This is a genomic window from Saccharibacillus qingshengii (assembly GCF_013185195.1).
GTDB lineage: Bacteria > Bacillota > Bacilli > Paenibacillales > Paenibacillaceae > Saccharibacillus > Saccharibacillus qingshengii.
The window spans coordinates 163,692-180,396 of record NZ_JAAZWC010000005.1; the positions used below are offsets into that span (position 1 = coordinate 163,692).

General features: G+C 53.4%; 15 protein-coding genes and 2 pseudogenes. All 17 read right to left on the reverse strand.

Annotated elements, in window-relative coordinates; translation table 11 throughout:
* Positions 1-115: 115 nt before the first annotated feature.
* Entirely contained in the window at positions 116-1,438 is a 1,323-nt protein-coding gene (locus HRQ60_RS06580) for a slipin family protein (protein ID WP_246281178.1), read from the reverse strand.
* 932 nt (positions 1,439-2,370) lie between these two features.
* Positions 2,371-3,369, reverse strand: a complete 999-nt coding sequence (locus HRQ60_RS06585) for a hypothetical protein (protein WP_172194848.1) — start codon at positions 3,367-3,369, stop codon at positions 2,371-2,373.
* Positions 3,356-4,282: an ATP-binding cassette domain-containing protein gene (locus HRQ60_RS06590; protein WP_172194849.1), complete on the reverse strand. Its 927-nt coding sequence runs from the start codon at positions 4,280-4,282 to the stop codon at positions 3,356-3,358. Before HRQ60_RS06590 ends, HRQ60_RS06585 begins: the two co-directional genes overlap by 14 nt.
* A gap of 27 nt (positions 4,283-4,309) precedes the next feature.
* Positions 4,310-5,134 (reverse strand): hypothetical protein, encoded by an 825-nt coding sequence (locus tag HRQ60_RS06595; protein ID WP_172194850.1) that lies wholly within the window; start codon positions 5,132-5,134, stop codon positions 4,310-4,312.
* On the reverse strand, positions 5,082-5,564 hold the full coding sequence (locus tag HRQ60_RS06600) for an RNA polymerase sigma factor (RefSeq protein ID WP_172194851.1): 483 nt from the start codon (positions 5,562-5,564) through the stop codon (positions 5,082-5,084). Before HRQ60_RS06600 ends, HRQ60_RS06595 begins: the two co-directional genes overlap by 53 nt.
* 650 nt (positions 5,565-6,214) lie before the next feature.
* Entirely contained in the window at positions 6,215-6,607 is a 393-nt protein-coding gene (locus tag HRQ60_RS06605) for an IS5 family transposase (RefSeq protein ID WP_246281180.1), read from the reverse strand.
* Positions 6,604-6,738, reverse strand: coding sequence for a hypothetical protein (locus HRQ60_RS23880; protein WP_281358065.1), 135 nt, complete (start codon positions 6,736-6,738; stop codon positions 6,604-6,606). The genes HRQ60_RS06605 and HRQ60_RS23880 overlap by 4 nt, the downstream gene beginning before the upstream one ends.
* 12 nt (positions 6,739-6,750) lie before the next feature.
* Positions 6,751-6,873, reverse strand: a pseudogene (locus HRQ60_RS24100) (transposase); the annotation flags it as partial.
* A 156-nt stretch (positions 6,874-7,029) separates the two neighbouring features.
* On the reverse strand, positions 7,030-7,713 hold the full coding sequence (locus HRQ60_RS06615) for a hypothetical protein (protein WP_172194852.1): 684 nt from the start codon (positions 7,711-7,713) through the stop codon (positions 7,030-7,032).
* 20 nt (positions 7,714-7,733) lie between these two features.
* Positions 7,734-8,312, reverse strand: coding sequence for a matrixin family metalloprotease (locus HRQ60_RS06620; RefSeq protein WP_172194853.1), 579 nt, complete (start codon positions 8,310-8,312; stop codon positions 7,734-7,736).
* A 115-nt stretch (positions 8,313-8,427) separates the two neighbouring features.
* The gene (locus tag HRQ60_RS06625; RefSeq protein ID WP_172194854.1) at positions 8,428-8,613 is read right to left on the reverse strand and encodes a hypothetical protein; all 186 of its coding nucleotides are present in this window, start codon (positions 8,611-8,613) and stop codon (positions 8,428-8,430) included.
* A 182-nt stretch (positions 8,614-8,795) separates the two neighbouring features.
* Positions 8,796-9,011: pseudogene (locus tag HRQ60_RS24105) on the reverse strand (M23 family metallopeptidase); the annotation flags it as partial.
* Between the two features lie 530 nt (positions 9,012-9,541).
* The gene (locus tag HRQ60_RS06635) at positions 9,542-10,894 is read right to left on the reverse strand and encodes an L-lactate MFS transporter (RefSeq protein ID WP_425501628.1); all 1,353 of its coding nucleotides are present in this window, start codon (positions 10,892-10,894) and stop codon (positions 9,542-9,544) included.
* Between the two features lie 133 nt (positions 10,895-11,027).
* On the reverse strand, positions 11,028-11,837 hold the full coding sequence (locus HRQ60_RS06640) for a LytR/AlgR family response regulator transcription factor (protein WP_172194924.1): 810 nt from the start codon (positions 11,835-11,837) through the stop codon (positions 11,028-11,030).
* Positions 11,838-11,839: 2 nt separating this feature from the next.
* A complete protein-coding gene (locus HRQ60_RS06645; RefSeq protein ID WP_172194856.1) occupies positions 11,840-13,513 on the reverse strand; it encodes a sensor histidine kinase in 1,674 nt (557 codons plus the stop codon).
* Between the two features lie 239 nt (positions 13,514-13,752).
* On the reverse strand, positions 13,753-15,804 hold the full coding sequence (gene recG, locus HRQ60_RS06650; protein WP_172194857.1) for an ATP-dependent DNA helicase RecG: 2,052 nt from the start codon (positions 15,802-15,804) through the stop codon (positions 13,753-13,755).
* Between the two features lie 11 nt (positions 15,805-15,815).
* Positions 15,816-16,679, reverse strand: coding sequence for a DegV family protein (locus HRQ60_RS06655; RefSeq protein ID WP_172194858.1), 864 nt, complete (start codon positions 16,677-16,679; stop codon positions 15,816-15,818).
* Positions 16,680-16,705 lie beyond the last annotated feature (26 nt).

The window sequence follows — 16,705 nt, forward strand, 5'->3', positions numbered from 1 at the left end:
CGCCACTTTGTCAACGGTCTTTTTGAAAGTTTATTACGAGCGTCCCCTGATGGCAGAACGACAAAAAACCGTCTTCGAAAAGACGGTTTGATGCTCATTTGCGCAGAGAATTCGGTTACTCCCGGCCGATCTCCCTGCGTTCTTCCCCCTGCCGCAGTCCCAGCAGGCCGTTCATCTGCTCGAGCAGGCTGCTGCCTCCGCTGAGCGAGATCGTGCCGATCTTTTCGCAGATTTTCTCCACGAATTCCAGTTCCTTGAGCCGGTACAGCGTCGCGTTCTCGTCCATCAGCTTGGCCGTGTTCAGCAGGCTGCGGGTCGATGCCGTTTCTTCACGCCGGGTAATCATATTGGCCTGCGCTTTTTTCTCGGCCAGCAGGACCGTATTGAGGATAGCGCGGATCTCGCCCGGCAGAATGACGTCTTTGAGTCCGGCCGCGAGGAATTCCACGCCGTAGTCCGCGCCGCTTGCCTGCAGTCGGCCCAATACGAAGTCGCCGATCTCCTGTTTCATGCGCAGCAGATCATCCAGCTTGAGCGTGCCGACGTATTCGCGCAGCAGCAGCTGCAGCTGGACGTACACCTGGTCTTCGAAGTTCTTGATCTCCGCCGCCCGCAGCGGATCGACGATCCGGTACTGGCAGACGAAGTTCAGGCGCAGCGAGACTTTGTCTTCCGTCAGAATCTCCTGACCGGTCATATCGAGCTGCTGACGGCGCAGATCGAACTTCTTGACCGTCACGGCCGCGGAACCGTTCCAGAAAAAGCTCCGCCCCGGAGACAGCTGCCGCTGAAACCGGTTATCGAAGTACAGCAGGCCGGTCTCGTGGCTCGCCACTTCGACCGTCTGCACATAGTTCGGCCCGATCTTTTCCAGGATTGCGCGTCCGATCTCCGGCCCGATCTCCGGAGTCTGAAGGTCGACGCGAATAAAGGTATGCTCGCGCGATTCGTTCCAGTAAGCGTAACGTCCGGTCGACAGCAGGTTTTTGAACCGTCCGTTCTCCAGATGCAGCGCATATTCGCCGTCGCCGACTTCCACCGTGCTGAGCTGCTTCATCAGCTCGGCATCTCCCGCATACAAGCGCACGTCCATGTCGGGAATGCCATTTGCGGTAAGCCAGCCGGGCACCCAACTGTCCATAGGATGATGTTCGAACGGCTCGGCCAGGCTTTTGAAAACCACTTTCCGGGCGCGGTCCGTCCAGCTCCAAAAGCGGTGGCGGCCCGGCATCAGCAGACGGACGTAGCGGGTATGTTCAAACAGCAGCGCGCGCTGGCCGTCTTGGACTTCGACGGTGCGCAGACCCTGACCGAGTTCAAGCACGCCGGGCACGAAGACCGATTCTTTTTTCGCTTCTCCCGGACGAACGTTCGGACCGGGCATCCCCGGAATTTTGCGGCCGTGCGGTACGTTTATGTTCGAATGATTTGAATTCATAGATGGTTCCTCCTTGGAATCTTTGCGGCGGAAGTTCGCACGCCCGTATGCGCGGAGCCCGGCTTGAGTCGGCTTCGGCTGCGCGCGGCAAGCGGGAGTCGAACGGCTGGGCAGCGCCGGTCCCGACTTCGGACCGACCCCTTCTCCGTCGTTCTTCGCTTGCTCGCCGCAGCTTCGGCCGGCGGAATCCGCCGGGGCTGCAAAGCGCGTTCGGGCGCCGGGCCCCAAGTAGGCGGTCCGCCGGAACTTCCTTCCCCAAAGATCATGATTTGTTGTAGCTCCATTAGAAGTGGAGTGCTCTACCAAGAGCTTGCGCCTAAGCAAGTGGGGCGTCGAACCCCAATAATCACGTACGATTATGCGAACGCTTCTTCCGGCATACCGCAGCGCAGCGCGCCCGGCACCGCCGGACTTTATCGATGTCCTGGCCTTACGGGGAAGGCGTTCGCGAATCCCTGCTTGGGATCTGAAGTCATTGTCGCCTATTGGGCGAGCAAGGAACAGGGCGGAACTATGGCGACCGGAATCTCTTTCTTTTTCGTTTCCAAACGCCGCCACACTCCGTCAGTGGGAGCCTCACAACCAAAAACGTATGGCTTGATATCGCATAAAGGGCAGCTTTATAGTGGGAGAAGAAGCGTGATCGACGTTCGTAAACGAGACAAAAAAGAGCGGCCTTTATAATAGGGCCGCTCAGATTGTCGAGAAAGTCTTATACGCTTTAGAAGCCTAACAGCTACAGGAGAAATTCGTTCCGGTCGCGTGTTGAAATCGAGAAAAGGATTAAATTGTAGTGGGATTTTCTCGATTTCAAAGGCGAACACTATCGTTCCTGCACTGAATTTCTCCTTCCGCTTATCCGCTTCACCTTCAATCAGACTTTCTCGACACGTTGAGCGGCCCTTATAGGGCCACTCCCTTTTTCTGACTGATCACCAACGTTCCCTCCGCCCTTCCTTTCTCCACGCCATATAAGCCAATCCCGCCGCAATCCAGCAGAGCATGAACACAGCCGTATACGTGATCCCCATATACTGCAGAAAGCTCAGATCGGTCCAGAAAAGGGGGCCTTCTTTTCCATTGATATCTGCTCCCATCAGACTCCACAGGCCGCTGAATCGATAGGCAAGCAGCAGGGCGACCAGCAGAACCGCCGCAACCAGCGTTCCTGTCAACAGGGCGGCAGCCATTTTGATCCGAAACAAACCGGTAGTTCCCGCTCTCGACGCCGCCTGTACCTCACCCAGTCCGACCCGGCGGTCTCCGATATGAATATGCATCACGAGCAGCGAAGTCATCAGCATGGCGGTCAGCGCAAGCCGGCTTAACAGATTTGTGGAATTATAACTGTTCGTAAAATTCGGAGGCAGCACCGATACCCAATCGCGGCTCTGGATGTCTGCTGCCCTTTTTTTCTCGGTTTCGTTAAGGCCAAACGTATTGACCGTTCTGTTTTCATAATATTCGATCCAACCCAGCGACGCTTGAAGTTCCGCGAACAGATCTTTTGCCGGACCCGCGTCGATGATGCGATTTAACGGAAGCGTCCCGCCGTTTGCCATCTGGGACCTTTTGACATAGCGGTCGTAACGGTCCAGATTGACCCGGGCAAAAGCGGGCGTCGAACGGATATATGCGTCTGCTTGCGCAATCTTCGGGACCAGCGACTGCTTGAATTGTTCCAACTCCGCCGCGTCGATTTGCAGTCCGTACTCCGCTTCCAACTGCACGGCGATAGCATTGTCCCAATCCTTGAATCTTTCCCCGGGATACAGAATCCGAAACGGATACAACCACAGTCCCCCCAGCAGCAGAACCAACACCGCAAGCCCTACCCTTTTCGGCATAAATAATCTCTTGAACTCCAGCCAGATCAATGGAATTCCCGATCCGCGATAGCTGTTCGACAAATGATTTTCAGCCGTTTTCATATCGCGCTGCCTCCTTCTCCGACCGCCCCGGCGAATGTACAGCCGTATCCCGGTATACGTACAGAAATACGTCTTCCAGCCCGGGCTTCATCGCCTGCCATTCCGGCATAGCCGATTGGGATTCCGCCGCAAAACGCATATGCAGCCCTTCCCGCTCTCCGCGCTCTCCGCGTTCGGCCAGAATCGGATACTGCCTGCGGAACTTTTCCGCTTCTTCGTATCCGATCTGCGTCTCGTACACCCGGCCTGCCAACAGCGAACAGACCGCCTCCGCCGTATCCTTGACAAACACCTGCCCGTCCTTCAGCATTACGATCTCATTTGCCGCCGACTCCACATCCGAGACGACATGCGTGGACAAAATGACGATCCGGTCCCGCCCGAGCTGTGTCAGCAGACTGCGGAATCTCGCGCGCTCTTTCGGATCGAGTCCGGCCGTCGGTTCATCCAGGATCAGCACGCGGGGATCGTTCAGCAGCGCCTGCGCAATGCCGACCCGCTGGATCATCCCGCCTGAGAAAGTCTTCATTTTCCGCCGCTTCACCTCGCCCAGCGCCAGCATATCCAGCAGCAGCTCGGAACGCTCCCGCGCGCTTTTGCGGTCCATGCCTTTGATTGCGGCCAGATACTGCATGTATTTCAGCGGCGTATCGTTGGGATAATAGCCGAACTTTTGCGGCAGATAGCCCAGCAGCTCCCGATATTTCTCATCCAATGCCGCAAGCGGCGTTCCTTCATAGGCAATCTCGCCCTGGGTAGGCGGCAGCAGCCCGGCCAGCATCTTTAGCAGAGTCGTTTTGCCGGCTCCGTTCGGCGCAAGCAGTCCGTAAACGCCATGGCCGAATTCCAGATCCAGCTTCTCCAGCGCTTGAAAATTCCCGTAACGCCTTCCGGCTCCTCGTACGGTCAGCATTCTATCCACTCCTTTTTCCTGGGATTCTCAAAAAAGTTTGGGCCGAAAAGTCGGCAGTCGCCGCACCTGTCCGAAGTAGGCGGCGGCTCCGAGCAGGATCAGCGCGCCATACGCCAAGACCGGCATATCGCTCAGCAGCGACAGATAGACGCCGGGCTTCGCTATCCACAACCCGGTATGGAGCAGGGGCCAGAGCGCAATCGGCACGTAACGTCCGAATCCCGTACGTCCGCGCAGCAGACCGTACAGGAAAGCGGCCGCAAATAAAAACAGAGACGAAGCGGACAGCATCAGCCCACGCAGCAGGTCGATATTCCCATAAAAAGCGGCGATCCAGCAGACGAACGCGATATTCAGGATCAAGCAAACGCCTGCAAAAACGAGCATACGCAGCGAGGCGAGCTGATATACGTTATAGCGGCAGGCCATCTCGACTTGGTACGTATCCCTGCGCTGCAGATCGGCGAAGAAGACGACCGATACGGCCAGATAGAGCAGCGGCGACACGATAAAAATAAAAGCGTAAATCCCCTCCCTATTCGTATTCTCCATCGCAAACAGCGCCATGAAGATCAGAATGCCCAATCCCAGCAGCAGCACGAAAGCGATCTCCGTCAAGTCCCGGAACAGATGGCGGAACCCGAGCTGACGATACATGCCCGCCACGTAAACGGGAAATGACGGAGGGGCCGGCAGCGCTTCATCGACGATCGAAGAGATCCGCATGCGCATCTCTTGTTCATCCGGGTAGTCGACGGTCAAGAGATCCACCGATCCGTCAAGGTTTGACGTATTTTCGCTAAATGTCCGCCGTGCGTCGCCCGCCCGCTTCGGTTTCTCCTGTTTGTTCATGGCGCTCCTCCTTGAATTGGTGTTTGATCCGGCGGATCGATGCGTAATAATTCGTTTTGACCGTTGAATCCGGCAGTTCCAACAGCTGTGCGATTTCGGCAAAAGTCCGCTGCGCGAACAGTTTGAGCCGGATAATCTCCTGCGCGCGAATATCGAAAGTCCGAATCAATTCCAGCACCCGGCCCACTTCTTCCTGCCGCACAAGCTCCAGTGTAAAATCGCCCTCTTCCGCCAGATCAAAATCTTCCAACGGCCGGCTCAGCTTCGTATCGCGGTGGCTGCGGGATCGAAAATGGTCGATGACCCGGTTCGTCGCAATCCGGTACAACCAGGTGCGAAGCGACGAACGGCTGCCTTCGAACGAACCGATACTTCGCAGCATACTGACGAAAATATCCTGTGTCAGATCGAGCGCATTCTCCCGATGCATCAGCTGCCGGTAGACGAATGCGTAGATTCGCGGTAGTAATACGACACCAGTTGGTCGGCGGCCTCGCGGTCGCCGCTGCGCTGAATCCGTCTAATCCATTTCGCTTCGTTTGGCATATTCGGCTTGGGCCGCCTCCTTTCGCTCTCCGGCATGTTGTCCGTCTATAGATATATGCGTTGGCAGGATCGAAAAAGTCGGAGGCCGCAGGAAATTTTTTTATGAAAGTGCGCGTTAATGAAGTGTAGGACAGAGCGACTTCTTATTTGCAGACGGTCAATATATTCAAGCTCAACGTGAAAAAAGCCGCTGCCACACCCTAATCGGGTACGGTAGCGGCTTTTAAATAGTCGTTCAAACAGTATCATTCTATATTGTGCATATCGCTTCATGAACATGATGGGACATGTACGATTTATCCGCAGCGTGTACTCAATGACTTCTTCCAGTGTAATAGATGGGGCTTTTTCTTTATTTTAAAAATCCCTCTAGTCCAAGATTCCAATCGCGACTATCATGCTTCCAACCTTCTCTTTTATACTGTTCAAATTCCTTACGATCGACGCGTACATGATGGTAATCCTTATCTATAAGGAACGATTGCATAATAAGTACTCTTTTTACTACGTCTTCATTAGGGCCTCTACGCAAACCTATTTAAGCCAAATCCGAATTGAAATTAAAGCTAAAAAAGCCTTGAACATGCTCGCTGTCTTATCGTAGCGAGTTGCTAGGCGCCTGTAGTTTTTCATTTTATTGAAAAAGCATTCGACGAAATGACGTTCTTTATACACCGTACGGTCGTAGGCGTGCTGCACTCGGCGATTCTTCTTGCTGAGAATCACAGCGATCGCATTTTGTTCCCTTAAAAGGGTCCGAATCGCATCCGTGTCGTAAACTCGATCGGCTAAAACCTCACGGTTTGACAGGTCGAACTGGGCGAGCATTTCGTATCCTTGGACGGAATCGTGAGCTTGTTCAGGTGTCAGCTCAAACTTGAGCGGATTTCCCAGCGCATCGACGACCGCATGAATTTTGGTCGTCAATCCGCCTCGGGAACGTCCGATCGCTTGCTTGTGCTGTCCCCTTTTGCGCCTGTTCCATGCTGATGAACCCGGACAATTGTTGTATCCAACATGATTTGTTCGAAATCAGGCTCGATCGCCACATGCTCCAAGATTTCCTCCCAAGTTCCTGACTTTTGAAGTCGCCAGAAAAAGCTGTAAGCGGAAGACCAAGGTCCATAATAATCGGGTAAATCCCGCCAAGCTGCTCTGCTACGCGCAACCCATAGGTGAACCGTAATCTTGATAAAGTCTTCAAAACAGAAAACCGACTCACTTTTAGCGGTCGGCTATCGATCCATTGAAGGGTAATGACCGCTATACCTTAACTTTCTTGCTTTGCTTATCGCAAAAAAGGACCCTTTAGTATATGGGCCCTTTAACAAAGGTATATTTTGAATAGATCAATTTAAATCATATTCCTCTAAAGCTTCATTTTTTAATTTCTCATGTACTGGATCTCCTTCAATCTCCAAAGCATTAAAGGAATTCTCTTCATTTTCATTCAAATCAAATGTTCCATTATTCATATTGATCACGCTATAGTTACCCAGACCATTATTCTTCAAGAAAACCAAATACTTTTCTCCCTGTTGAACTTCTTGATAATCCGCAATAGAGTAAATCACTTTCTGACCATTTTCATTCGTTACAATGGATATCGGCTCAATAAATTTTATCTTTTCATTCTGAACAGCTTGCTCAGGGTCTTTAATCACCTTTTCCACTTTGAAATCTGTTAAGGTGTAAAAATTCTGTATGAATCCGTCTTCATAATACGTAGCCTCATGTTCACGTTTCTCAAAAGGAAGAATAGGCGTACCTACAACGATCACATCGGCGTCATTTTCCAAGGCGTCTATATCCTCAAAACCAATATAACTCGCCTCCGCATTCACTCGTTTGAGTCCATGGTCTCTATCCTTTTTCTCTTTCTTTATTTCCGAATCGGGTATACTCTTACTCACAGTTTCATCTGCATAAGTAAGAGCATTAGTGGTTGTATATTGACGAATCCCAATGATCAAAACCAAACAAAATGTAGCTCCTAATGCCATTAGGATCCATGCTTTTTTCATTTTCATCATATTACTTCCTCCTTATAATATTAATTTCCCCATTTTCTTCTTAACTCACTTTTATCGTAATCTGTAGGAGGGTATGCGTAAAGTTGTTCAGATGGCCCTATCATCATACTGTAGATTTGGTGTGGACTATGATCCAGTCCTAAACTATGACCAATTTCATGAGCGGTTACCATTGAAACAATTTGTGGATCACTTAAACCCCAAGATTGAATTTCATTATGATAAGCGGATACTGATGCAAATTGCCAAGGCTCCGTGGTGAAAACTTGCCTAACTGTGCCGCTCACGTTTCTAAAAGGAAGCATTATTCCTAGTACATTAGCTGTAGGAGTTGTGCCTACATAATAGCGATCAGAGGTGGTGCTTGTAGAAGGAGTGTACAAAACTTTAACTTTAGACGATATATTATCCCAACTTGCCCTCCCTTGATTAAATAACGAATTATAACCATAGCTTGTAACAGAATTACTGTACCAAGCAGCTCTTTGACCAGTATTAGGTCCTCCTACATAAAGATCAGCATTAGCAGTTTTTGAAAAGGTGGATATCGTTAAAAGAGATAAAAACATAACCATAACCAAAGTTATTCTTATTTTCATTTTAATGCCTCCTTTTTTCATAATAATACCTTTTTAAACGTTAAAGTAAACTAATTAAAGCTATTATCTTGATGAAATCTATAAAAAAAGAACGGCTCGTGTTTGAGCCGTTCTTTTAGGCTTGCTTATAATGCTGGACATATTGAGCGTACAAGCTTTGCAGCAGATACAACGCGTCTTCTTTATCCGTTGGCAGGTAGCCTTCGTAAACGATGTTGGATCCGATCAGCTCGCGTACAAGCTTTTCAGAATCGTAATCCGGATCTTCCAGCAGTTCATTCCGTATATCGGCTACGGCCACATATTCCTGGAAAATAATATGGCCGTTTTTCGTTTCCGCGATGACATGATCGTCGCTATTGGTAATCCGGACTTGAGGATGCTTGCGTTTCTACGCTTTCAAATACCCCATAATCTCTTCAGCCGATCCGATCAGCTGCGTGGTAACGTCCATCGGCTTCGTAGCGATACCCCGAATACATGTCATTTCCCTCCAACGAATGGCAGAGGATCAACCAGACTCCCGTTGATGATGATTTCAAAGTGCAAGTGCAGCCCTGTACTGCCGCCTGTAGATCCGCATTCTCCGATCACGCTGCCAGCTTGTACAGTCTCGCCAACGCCCGTAATTAGTTTAAAAAGATGGCTATACGTAGTGACGTAGCCGCCGCCATGATCGATACGCACATACTGTCCATACCCTTTACTACGATCGTTCGCATTCTGTCAAGCACTGAAGATCATCTTTCCTGCTTTCGAAGCCGGTATAGGATCTCCTGTTTAACAACCTAGATCGACACCGGCATATTTCTTTTCTTTACCGATAGTCGGATGGATACGTAGTCCAAAAACCGAAGTAACCGGCCCACCGATCGGTCGAACGAACCCACTTGCCCCAGCTTGCGGAATCTCAATCACCTTGTATCCTTCTTCCACATACAAGGTCGCGTATTTCATAACTTTGGCTACATAGGCGCTATGTTTGTGGTGTTTTTAGATATCCCATATACTCGCTTTCCCGTCTCTATTCGAATTTACGCTGTACCCGCCATTCTTCGCAATCATAGCCGAGCTTTCTTTATCAGTGGCGGATTCCTACGGAATTCTCGCTGATTCGTTTGCTCGAACATACCAAAAAGACTCCGACGAAAATACCGTCGAAGTCTTTTAATCCCAGAATTGAACGCCCTACGAACCCGTAGGTCCGGTGGCGGCCGCATGGCCCCGAATCAGATCCCTTTGGTCTGCGGATTGAGCCGCATGCCTTTGCCTTCTTTGCCAGGTGAACCTTTGCCCTGCGGACCTTCGGCCTGCGTTTCTTTGTCGGAAGAGGATGCTTCCGAAGCCGCTTCTTCCGCCGCACTCCGAACTTCTGCTTTCGGTGCTTTGACCAGTACCGCGATCAGGAACGAGATCACGCACAGGGCGCCGATCACGAGGAAAGTCGGTTTGAATCCGCCGAGCAGCGCCGCGATAAACGAAGCGGACAAAGCGCCGAGGCCGAAGCCCTGGTAGATCACGCCGTAATTCTTGCCCTGGTTCTTCAGGCCGAAGAAATCGCTGACGATCGCCGGGAACACGGTGATATTACCGCCGAAGCAGAAAGCAATCGCCGCTACGCTTGCGAAGAACAGCGGGTAGGTCAGCGTCGCGAAGCTGAGCACCATAACGGCCGCGAACGTAACCAGCAGCGCGCCGGAGACGACTCTCAGACGGCCGACCTTGTCGGACAGAGGACCGAGGATGAGGCGGCCCGCCGTGTTGAAGATCGCGATCATGGCGACGGCATTGGCTGCGGTGGCGACATCAAGACCGGCCAGGCGTACGCCGATATCCTTGACGCTGCCGATCAGGTACAGTCCGCTCATGCAGGCGGTGAAGAAGACGACGAACAGCAGATACGCCTGCTTGGTCTTGAGCATTTCCTTGACGGTGTAGTCTTTGGCACGCACGCCGGAAGCGGATACCGGCGATGCGGTGTTCGAAGCTTCGCGGACCAGCAGCGAGCCGAATACCACCATCACAAGTACGATGATTCCCCATATCAGGAAAGCCTGCGAGACGCCGCGCGATTCGATCATCGCCCCGTTGATATACTTGAAGATCAGGCTGCCTGTACCGTAAGCGCCGACCGAGACGCCGGACATGAGGCCTTTATGCTTCGGAAACCATTTGATCAGGTTGGACAGCGAGGTCATATAGGCCGTGCCGTCGGCGTAGCCGACGATAACGCCGGCCACCACATACAGCAGACCGAGCGACGTCACCTGCGAGGAGAGCATGAGCCCGATGCCGAGCAGGATACCGGAAGCGGCGATCAATCTGCGAATGCCGAACTTGTCCTGCAGTTTGCCGGAGAACAGCGTTGCGAACGCAAGCGCGAAGCTGGTGATCGAGAACGTCACCGCCGTGCTGCCCAGTTCCCAGCCAAATTTGTCGGCGAGCGGCTGATTGAACAAGCTCCATGTATAGATAGTACCGAGGCCCATCTGGACGATGATCGTACCGATCACGATCCACAGACGGTTCGCTTTCGGCAGGGTTTGATCGGATGCGCTTTTCATGTCGATTCCTTCTCTCATTCGTTTTCGTTTCCTTATGGCTTCAGTATAAGCATTTCAGCCTTTATGAAAGCGTTTTTGGAATGAGATGCCGCGAATACGGAATGAAATGCTCTTCTGGCTCCATGAGCGTTACGGATGCCGCAAAAATGTGCTAGATACGCATAAGCTGCCGGAATTCTTTCACTTTGCTGCGGCTGACCGGCACCTCGGCATCGATATCGCGCAGTCTGAGCAGATACGTATTATTGAACCAGGGCACAATCTCGCGGATCTTCGACAGATTGACCGTATACGAACGATGGCAGCGGAAAAACTGTTCCCCAGGAAGTCCCGCCTGAAAGTCGGAAATGCTCATCGGCATGGCGTACTCTTCTTTGCGCGTATAGACGAGCGTCGTTTTTTCCTGCGCCGAAGCGTAATAGATATCGTCCGCGTCGACCACAATAATCTTGTCGTCTTTGTGCAGATTGATTCGGCGGTTGACCGATCGGCCCTCCGGAGCAGCTCCCGGCGTTCCGCCGGATACCGCAGATGCGGATGCCCCCGGTGCATGTGGCGCTGCGGAATCTCCGGTGCCGCCGTTTTCCCGTTCTTTTTTGGCCGCAAACATGCTTTCGAGCTTGTTCAGCATCGCCGCGATCCGCGGTTCGTGATACGGCTTAAGGATATAATCGAACGCCTCGATCTCGAAAGCTTCCGCCGCATGCTCTTTGTACGCCGTCGTAAACACGATATACGGTTTGTTCGCGAATTTGCTGATACTTTTGGCGAGCAGCACCCCGTCGAGCGACGGAATATTGATATCGAGAAAAATAACATCCACATCGCTGCTCTGCAAAAATTTCAGCACATCGATCCCGTCCTCGAATTTGCCGACAATCTCGACGGAACTATTTTTACCGATCAAATAATCCAGTTCTTCCATCGCCAAAAACTCGTCTTCCACGATAATCCCTTTCATCTTCATGCCTGATCCTCCTTTCTGACCGTGAACGTAATCACCGTGCCTTTGGATGCCCTGCGAATATCGACGCCTTGTCCATAGATGAGCTTGAGCCGTTCATGCACATTCGACAGACCGATCTTGTTCGACGGCATAGCGCCGCTGCGGATGTTCTCGATGATCGATTCGTCGATGCCCGCTCCGGTATCGGCGATCTCGAACCGCACAAGGTCCCCTTCATTTTTGACGCGTATGCTTACGGTGCCTTTGCCTTTTTCCTTCAAAATACCGTGTACGATCGCATTCTCGACGAGCGGCTGGATAATCAGACTCGGAATCTTCACGTTGGTCTCGTCGTCGATATCGTATTCCACCTGCAGCCGGCTGCCGAAGCGCGCTTTCTCGATTTCGACGTAGTCTTTCACCTGCTGAAGTTCACGATGCACGTCGATCAGCTCGTCGTTGAGTTCCAGATTGTAGCGCAGATACCCGGACAGATTGATAATCAGCTCACGCGCTTTGTCGGGATTCAGGCGGATCGACGAAGCGATCGCGTTCAGCGCGTTGAACAGGAAATGCGGGCTGATCTTCGTCTGAAGCGCCTTGATCTCGGCTTTGTCCGCCATCGCCTTGATCTGTTCCACCCGCGACACTTCCATCAGCGTGGAGATAATCTGCGACAAGCCGACCGCCAGTTCCCGCAGCGAATACGTAATCTGGTGGGCGTGACGGTAGTAAATTTTGAGCGCGCCGGTGACGACTCCTTTTTCCTGCAGCGGAATAATAATCATCGATTTGATCCAGTCGTTGCGATGGTCGGCGTCGTTGTTGCGAATCGTAATATTTCCGCTGCGGATCGTTTCTTTCGTCTCCTCGGTCATGATCTCGTGCCCGATATTGTAACGCTCCTGTCCGAAGCCCGAATAGGCCAAAATATGGTTCGTATCCGTAATCGCCACCGCATCCGCCCCGATTTTCTTTTCGATAATCTCGCAGATGCGCAGCAGCGACACGCTGTCCACTTTGCGGAAATAAGGCAGCGTTTCGTTGGCGATGTCGAGCGCGAGCTTGGCCTGCTTGGCTGCAACGTTCTCTTTCTCGTCTTCGACGCTCTGCACCAGCATGACAATCAGACCGATCATCACCTGCGCGAGGATCATCGGCACGGCGATCTTGGAGACGATGTCCGCTCCCAGTGCATAAGGCTCCGCCAGCAGCAGAATCAGTCCCATCGTCAGCAGCTCGCACAGCATACCGGCCGCGATCCCGTAGAACCAGCGTTTGGTCTTGGGCACGCGCAGATGGATCATCCCCGAAACGATGCCCGCTACGATACTTGTAATCAGACACGGGATCGCCGTCACACCGCCGACATCGATCAGATACCGGTGAATCCCGGAGACCAATCCCGTCACGATGCCGACCCAGGGACCGAACAGCAGCCCGCCTGACATAATCGCCACGATTCTCACGTTCACGAGCGATCCTTCCACGCTGATGCCCATGTACGTACCGAAAATGGCGAACAGGCCGAAGATCACCGTAACGGTGACGAGATCCTGCGGCCGATATTCTTCTTTTTGAAATACGGTTTTGACACGCGGAATCCGGGTCAGCACGAACAGGCACATCAGCAGCAGCGAACCGCGTTCAAACAGCTGCAAAAAAATCGTCAGTGGATGTGAAGGGTTCATCGCTTCTTGTACTCCTTTCCCGTCATACGGTTACTTGTCAGGCTTATCCATTATCTGCAAAAAGAAAACCGCCGGCATAAGTGCCGACGGCCGGGCGATCTTCAAAGCCCGCTGTTCGTATCCAATCCGCGTACTAGTCCCTTGACCGATAATGATGTTAGGTTACGCCCCTTGAAAACCCGCTTGAACCATGCGTGTTTCCGATGAACGCAAGCCTTGGATTTAATTCGGTCAAGGGACTAGTCGATCAATTCGCCGCGGAACGTTTCTTCTTTTTCCAGGCCGCTGCGCAGACTCTCGTAGCTCGGCGAAGTCCAGAAGAACGGATCTTCGACCAGCTTCGCCGCGTCGTCGCGCGCCTGCTCCAGCACTTTGAAATCGGCGACCATATCCGCGACTTTGAACTCCGGCAGGCCGCTCTGCTTGGTACCGAAAAAGTCGCCCGGGCCCCGCAGCTCGAGATCCCGCCGGGACACTTCGAAGCCGTCGTTCGTATCGGTCATGACGCCCATGCGCTGACGGCCGAGCTCCGATTTGGGATCGGCGATCAGTACGCAGTACGAAGCATGTTCCCCCCGGCCGACGCGGCCGCGCAGCTGATGCAGCTGCGACAGACCGAAACGGTCCGCGTCCATAATCACCATGAGCGTGGCATTCGGCACATCGACGCCAACTTCGACGACGGTTGTCGATACGAGCAGATGCGTCTCGCCGGCATAGAACTGGCGCATCATCTCTTCTTTCTCCGCCGCAGTCATCCGTCCGTGCAGCAGCCCTACCTTATACTCAGGCAGCGCCTGGCTCATCTGCATATGCAGGTCGATCGCATTCTGCACGTCGAGCTTCTCGGATTCTTCGATCAGCGGACAGATCATGTAGGCCTGCCGGCCCTGACTCACCTCGCGGCGAATGAAGCCGAGCACTCGCTCCATCATCTCGTGCTTGACCCAATACGTTTCGATCGGCACGCGGCCTTTGGGGCGCTCGGCAATCGTCGATACATCCATATCGCCGAACGCCGTGATCGCAAGCGTACGCGGAATCGGCGTTGCGGTCATGGTCAGCACGTCCGGGTTATAGCCTTTGCGGCGCAGCACGCTGCGCTGATTGACGCCGAAGCGATGCTGCTCGTCGGTCACGACGAGGCCAAGCGAACGGAAATTGACTTCATCCTGGATAAGCGCGTGCGTGCCGACCAGAATGTCGATCAACCCCATCTGCAGGCCGGCCAGCAGGTCTTTGCGTTTGCGTCCGGTTACGCTGCTGGTCAGCAGCCCGACGGTAATGCCGAACGGCTCGAACATTTGGGTCAGCGAACGGGTATGCTGCTCTGCCAGAATTTCGGTCGGAACCATAAGCGCTCCCTGGAAGCCGGAACGTACGGTAGTAAACAGGGCAATCGCGGCGACGGCCGTTTTGCCCGAACCGACGTCGCCTTGAAGCAGACGGTTCATGCAGGCTTCCGAACGCATGTCTTTGAGAATCTCCAGTTCGACGTTCTTCTGCGCGTCGGTCAGCTCGAACGGCAGGCTGCGCACGAATTCCCGAATCACGGCGTTGGGCGTCGTATGCAGCACGCCGTCGCGCCGGTCGCGGTTCAGCGAACGGTAAGCCTGAAGCTTGAGCTGGAACAGGAACAGTTCTTCGTAGACCATGCGCTTGCGCGCTTCCTGACCCTCGGCCAGATCGCCGGGCTGGTGCAGCAGGCGGATCGCCTGCGGCCGGGGCATCAGGTCATACTTGGATACCAGGTCTTCCGGCAGCACTTCTTCCAGAGCGTCGCCGTATTGGTCGAGCGCGCTGGCGATCGCTTTGCGCAGCGAGTTCTGGGTCAGATCGCCGCCGACCGAGTAGACGGGCTGGAGCGATCCGCTGCGAATCGTGCCCCGATCCGGAAATTCGGACTGCGTGACATTCATCTGCAGACGGCGTCCGTCCCATTTGCCGGTCAGAATAATCTCGCGGTCCAGCTCCAACTGGTCTTTGAGGTAATTCCGATTGAACCACACGGCCGTAAACATCGAATAATCCGCCAGCACTTTGCAGCTCAGCTTCGTTTTCTTGCCGAACCGCTGCACGATAGGCATGCCGACGATCTTCGCCTGTACGGTCGCTTTGTCTCCGTCCTTGACGTCACCGAGCGGCTTCTGCCGGTAATCTTCATAGCGGAACGGGAAATATTCGATAAGATCCTTGACGGTAAAAACGCCAACGGCGTGAAGCTCCTCCACCTTGCGGGCGCCCACACCGTTGACTTCTTTTACCGGGATTTGATCCAGGCGGTTATTCATTGCGTTCTCCCTTATTTAACGGAAGGCCAGATATAAATCGCGTTGCAGCCGAGCCCGACATGCGTGCCGACCACGGAACCGATATGGGAGTAGACCACATCGACGACTTCGAAATGCTGGCGCAGCAGCGCCAGGATCTCGTCGGCCGATTCCGGTTGGACCGTATGTCCGATCGCCACATCGACCCGCCGCGTATCGCCCAGTTCCTGCTTAAACAGCTCCACGACGCGGGCCAGCGCTTTTTTGCGCCCTCTGGCCTTCTCTACGGCGTAAATGACGCCTTCCTTGTCAATGGACAGAATCGGCTTGATATTCAGCAGCGTGCCCAGCAGGGCTGCAGCACGGCCGATCCGGCCGCCTTTTTGCAAATACTCCAGCGTGTCGACGAGGAAATACAGCTTGCGTACCGATTTCAGCCTGTCCACTTCGGCTTCGATCTCGGCCGTCGAAGCGCCGGCCTGCGCCATCTCCGCGGCCCGTACGACCATAAAGCCGAAACCGTACGAAGCGGACAGCGAATCGATCAGCGTGATGTCCGCCGCTTCGTTCTCGAGCATGGACTTGCCGAGCGTCGCGGACTGGAACGTACCGCTCATGCCGGTCGAGATATGAATCGAAACGATCGGCGCTCCTGGATGTTCGTCTTGTATCCGCTGGTACTCGGCGGTAAAGTCCGCCGGTGAAGGCTGGGACGTAGTCGGCAGCTTGGCCGCACTGGACAGACGCCTGTAGAACTCCTGCGCCTTGATATCGACGCCGTCGAGCAGCGCTTCGCTGCCGAACATGACTTTAAGAGGAACCACGCGGATGCCGAGGCGTTCGGCCAATTCCTCGGGAATATCCGATGTGCTGTCGGTTACGATAATCGGGTTCATGCTGTCACCGTCCTTTGAGTTGGGAG

What these genes read in the sequence shown, in the direction of transcription:
- HRQ60_RS06590 (WP_172194849.1), bottom strand. Translation starts at nt 4,282, where the DNA reads ATGCTGACCGTACGAGGAGCCGGAAGGCGTTACGGGAATTTTCAAGCG.
- HRQ60_RS06595 (WP_172194850.1), bottom strand. Translation starts at nt 5,134, where the DNA reads ATGAACAAACAGGAGAAACCGAAGCGGGCGGGCGACGCACGGCGGACA.
- HRQ60_RS06640 (WP_172194924.1), bottom strand. Translation starts at nt 11,837, where the DNA reads ATGAAAGGGATTATCGTGGAAGACGAGTTTTTGGCGATGGAAGAACTG.
- recG (WP_172194857.1), bottom strand. Translation starts at nt 15,804, where the DNA reads ATGAATAACCGCCTGGATCAAATCCCGGTAAAAGAAGTCAACGGTGTG.
- HRQ60_RS06620 (WP_172194853.1), bottom strand. Translation starts at nt 8,312, where the DNA reads ATGAAAATAAGAATAACTTTGGTTATGGTTATGTTTTTATCTCTTTTA.
- HRQ60_RS06580 (WP_246281178.1), bottom strand. Translation starts at nt 1,438, where the DNA reads ATGAATTCAAATCATTCGAACATAAACGTACCGCACGGCCGCAAAATT.
- HRQ60_RS06645 (WP_172194856.1), bottom strand. Translation starts at nt 13,513, where the DNA reads ATGAACCCTTCACATCCACTGACGATTTTTTTGCAGCTGTTTGAACGC.
- HRQ60_RS06655 (WP_172194858.1), bottom strand. Translation starts at nt 16,679, where the DNA reads ATGAACCCGATTATCGTAACCGACAGCACATCGGATATTCCCGAGGAA.
- HRQ60_RS06585 (WP_172194848.1), bottom strand. Translation starts at nt 3,369, where the DNA reads ATGAAAACGGCTGAAAATCATTTGTCGAACAGCTATCGCGGATCGGGA.
- HRQ60_RS06615 (WP_172194852.1), bottom strand. Translation starts at nt 7,713, where the DNA reads ATGATGAAAATGAAAAAAGCATGGATCCTAATGGCATTAGGAGCTACA.
- HRQ60_RS06635 (WP_425501628.1), bottom strand. Translation starts at nt 10,894, where the DNA reads ATGAGAGAAGGAATCGACATGAAAAGCGCATCCGATCAAACCCTGCCG.
- HRQ60_RS06600 (WP_172194851.1), bottom strand. Translation starts at nt 5,564, where the DNA reads ATGCATCGGGAGAATGCGCTCGATCTGACACAGGATATTTTCGTCAGT.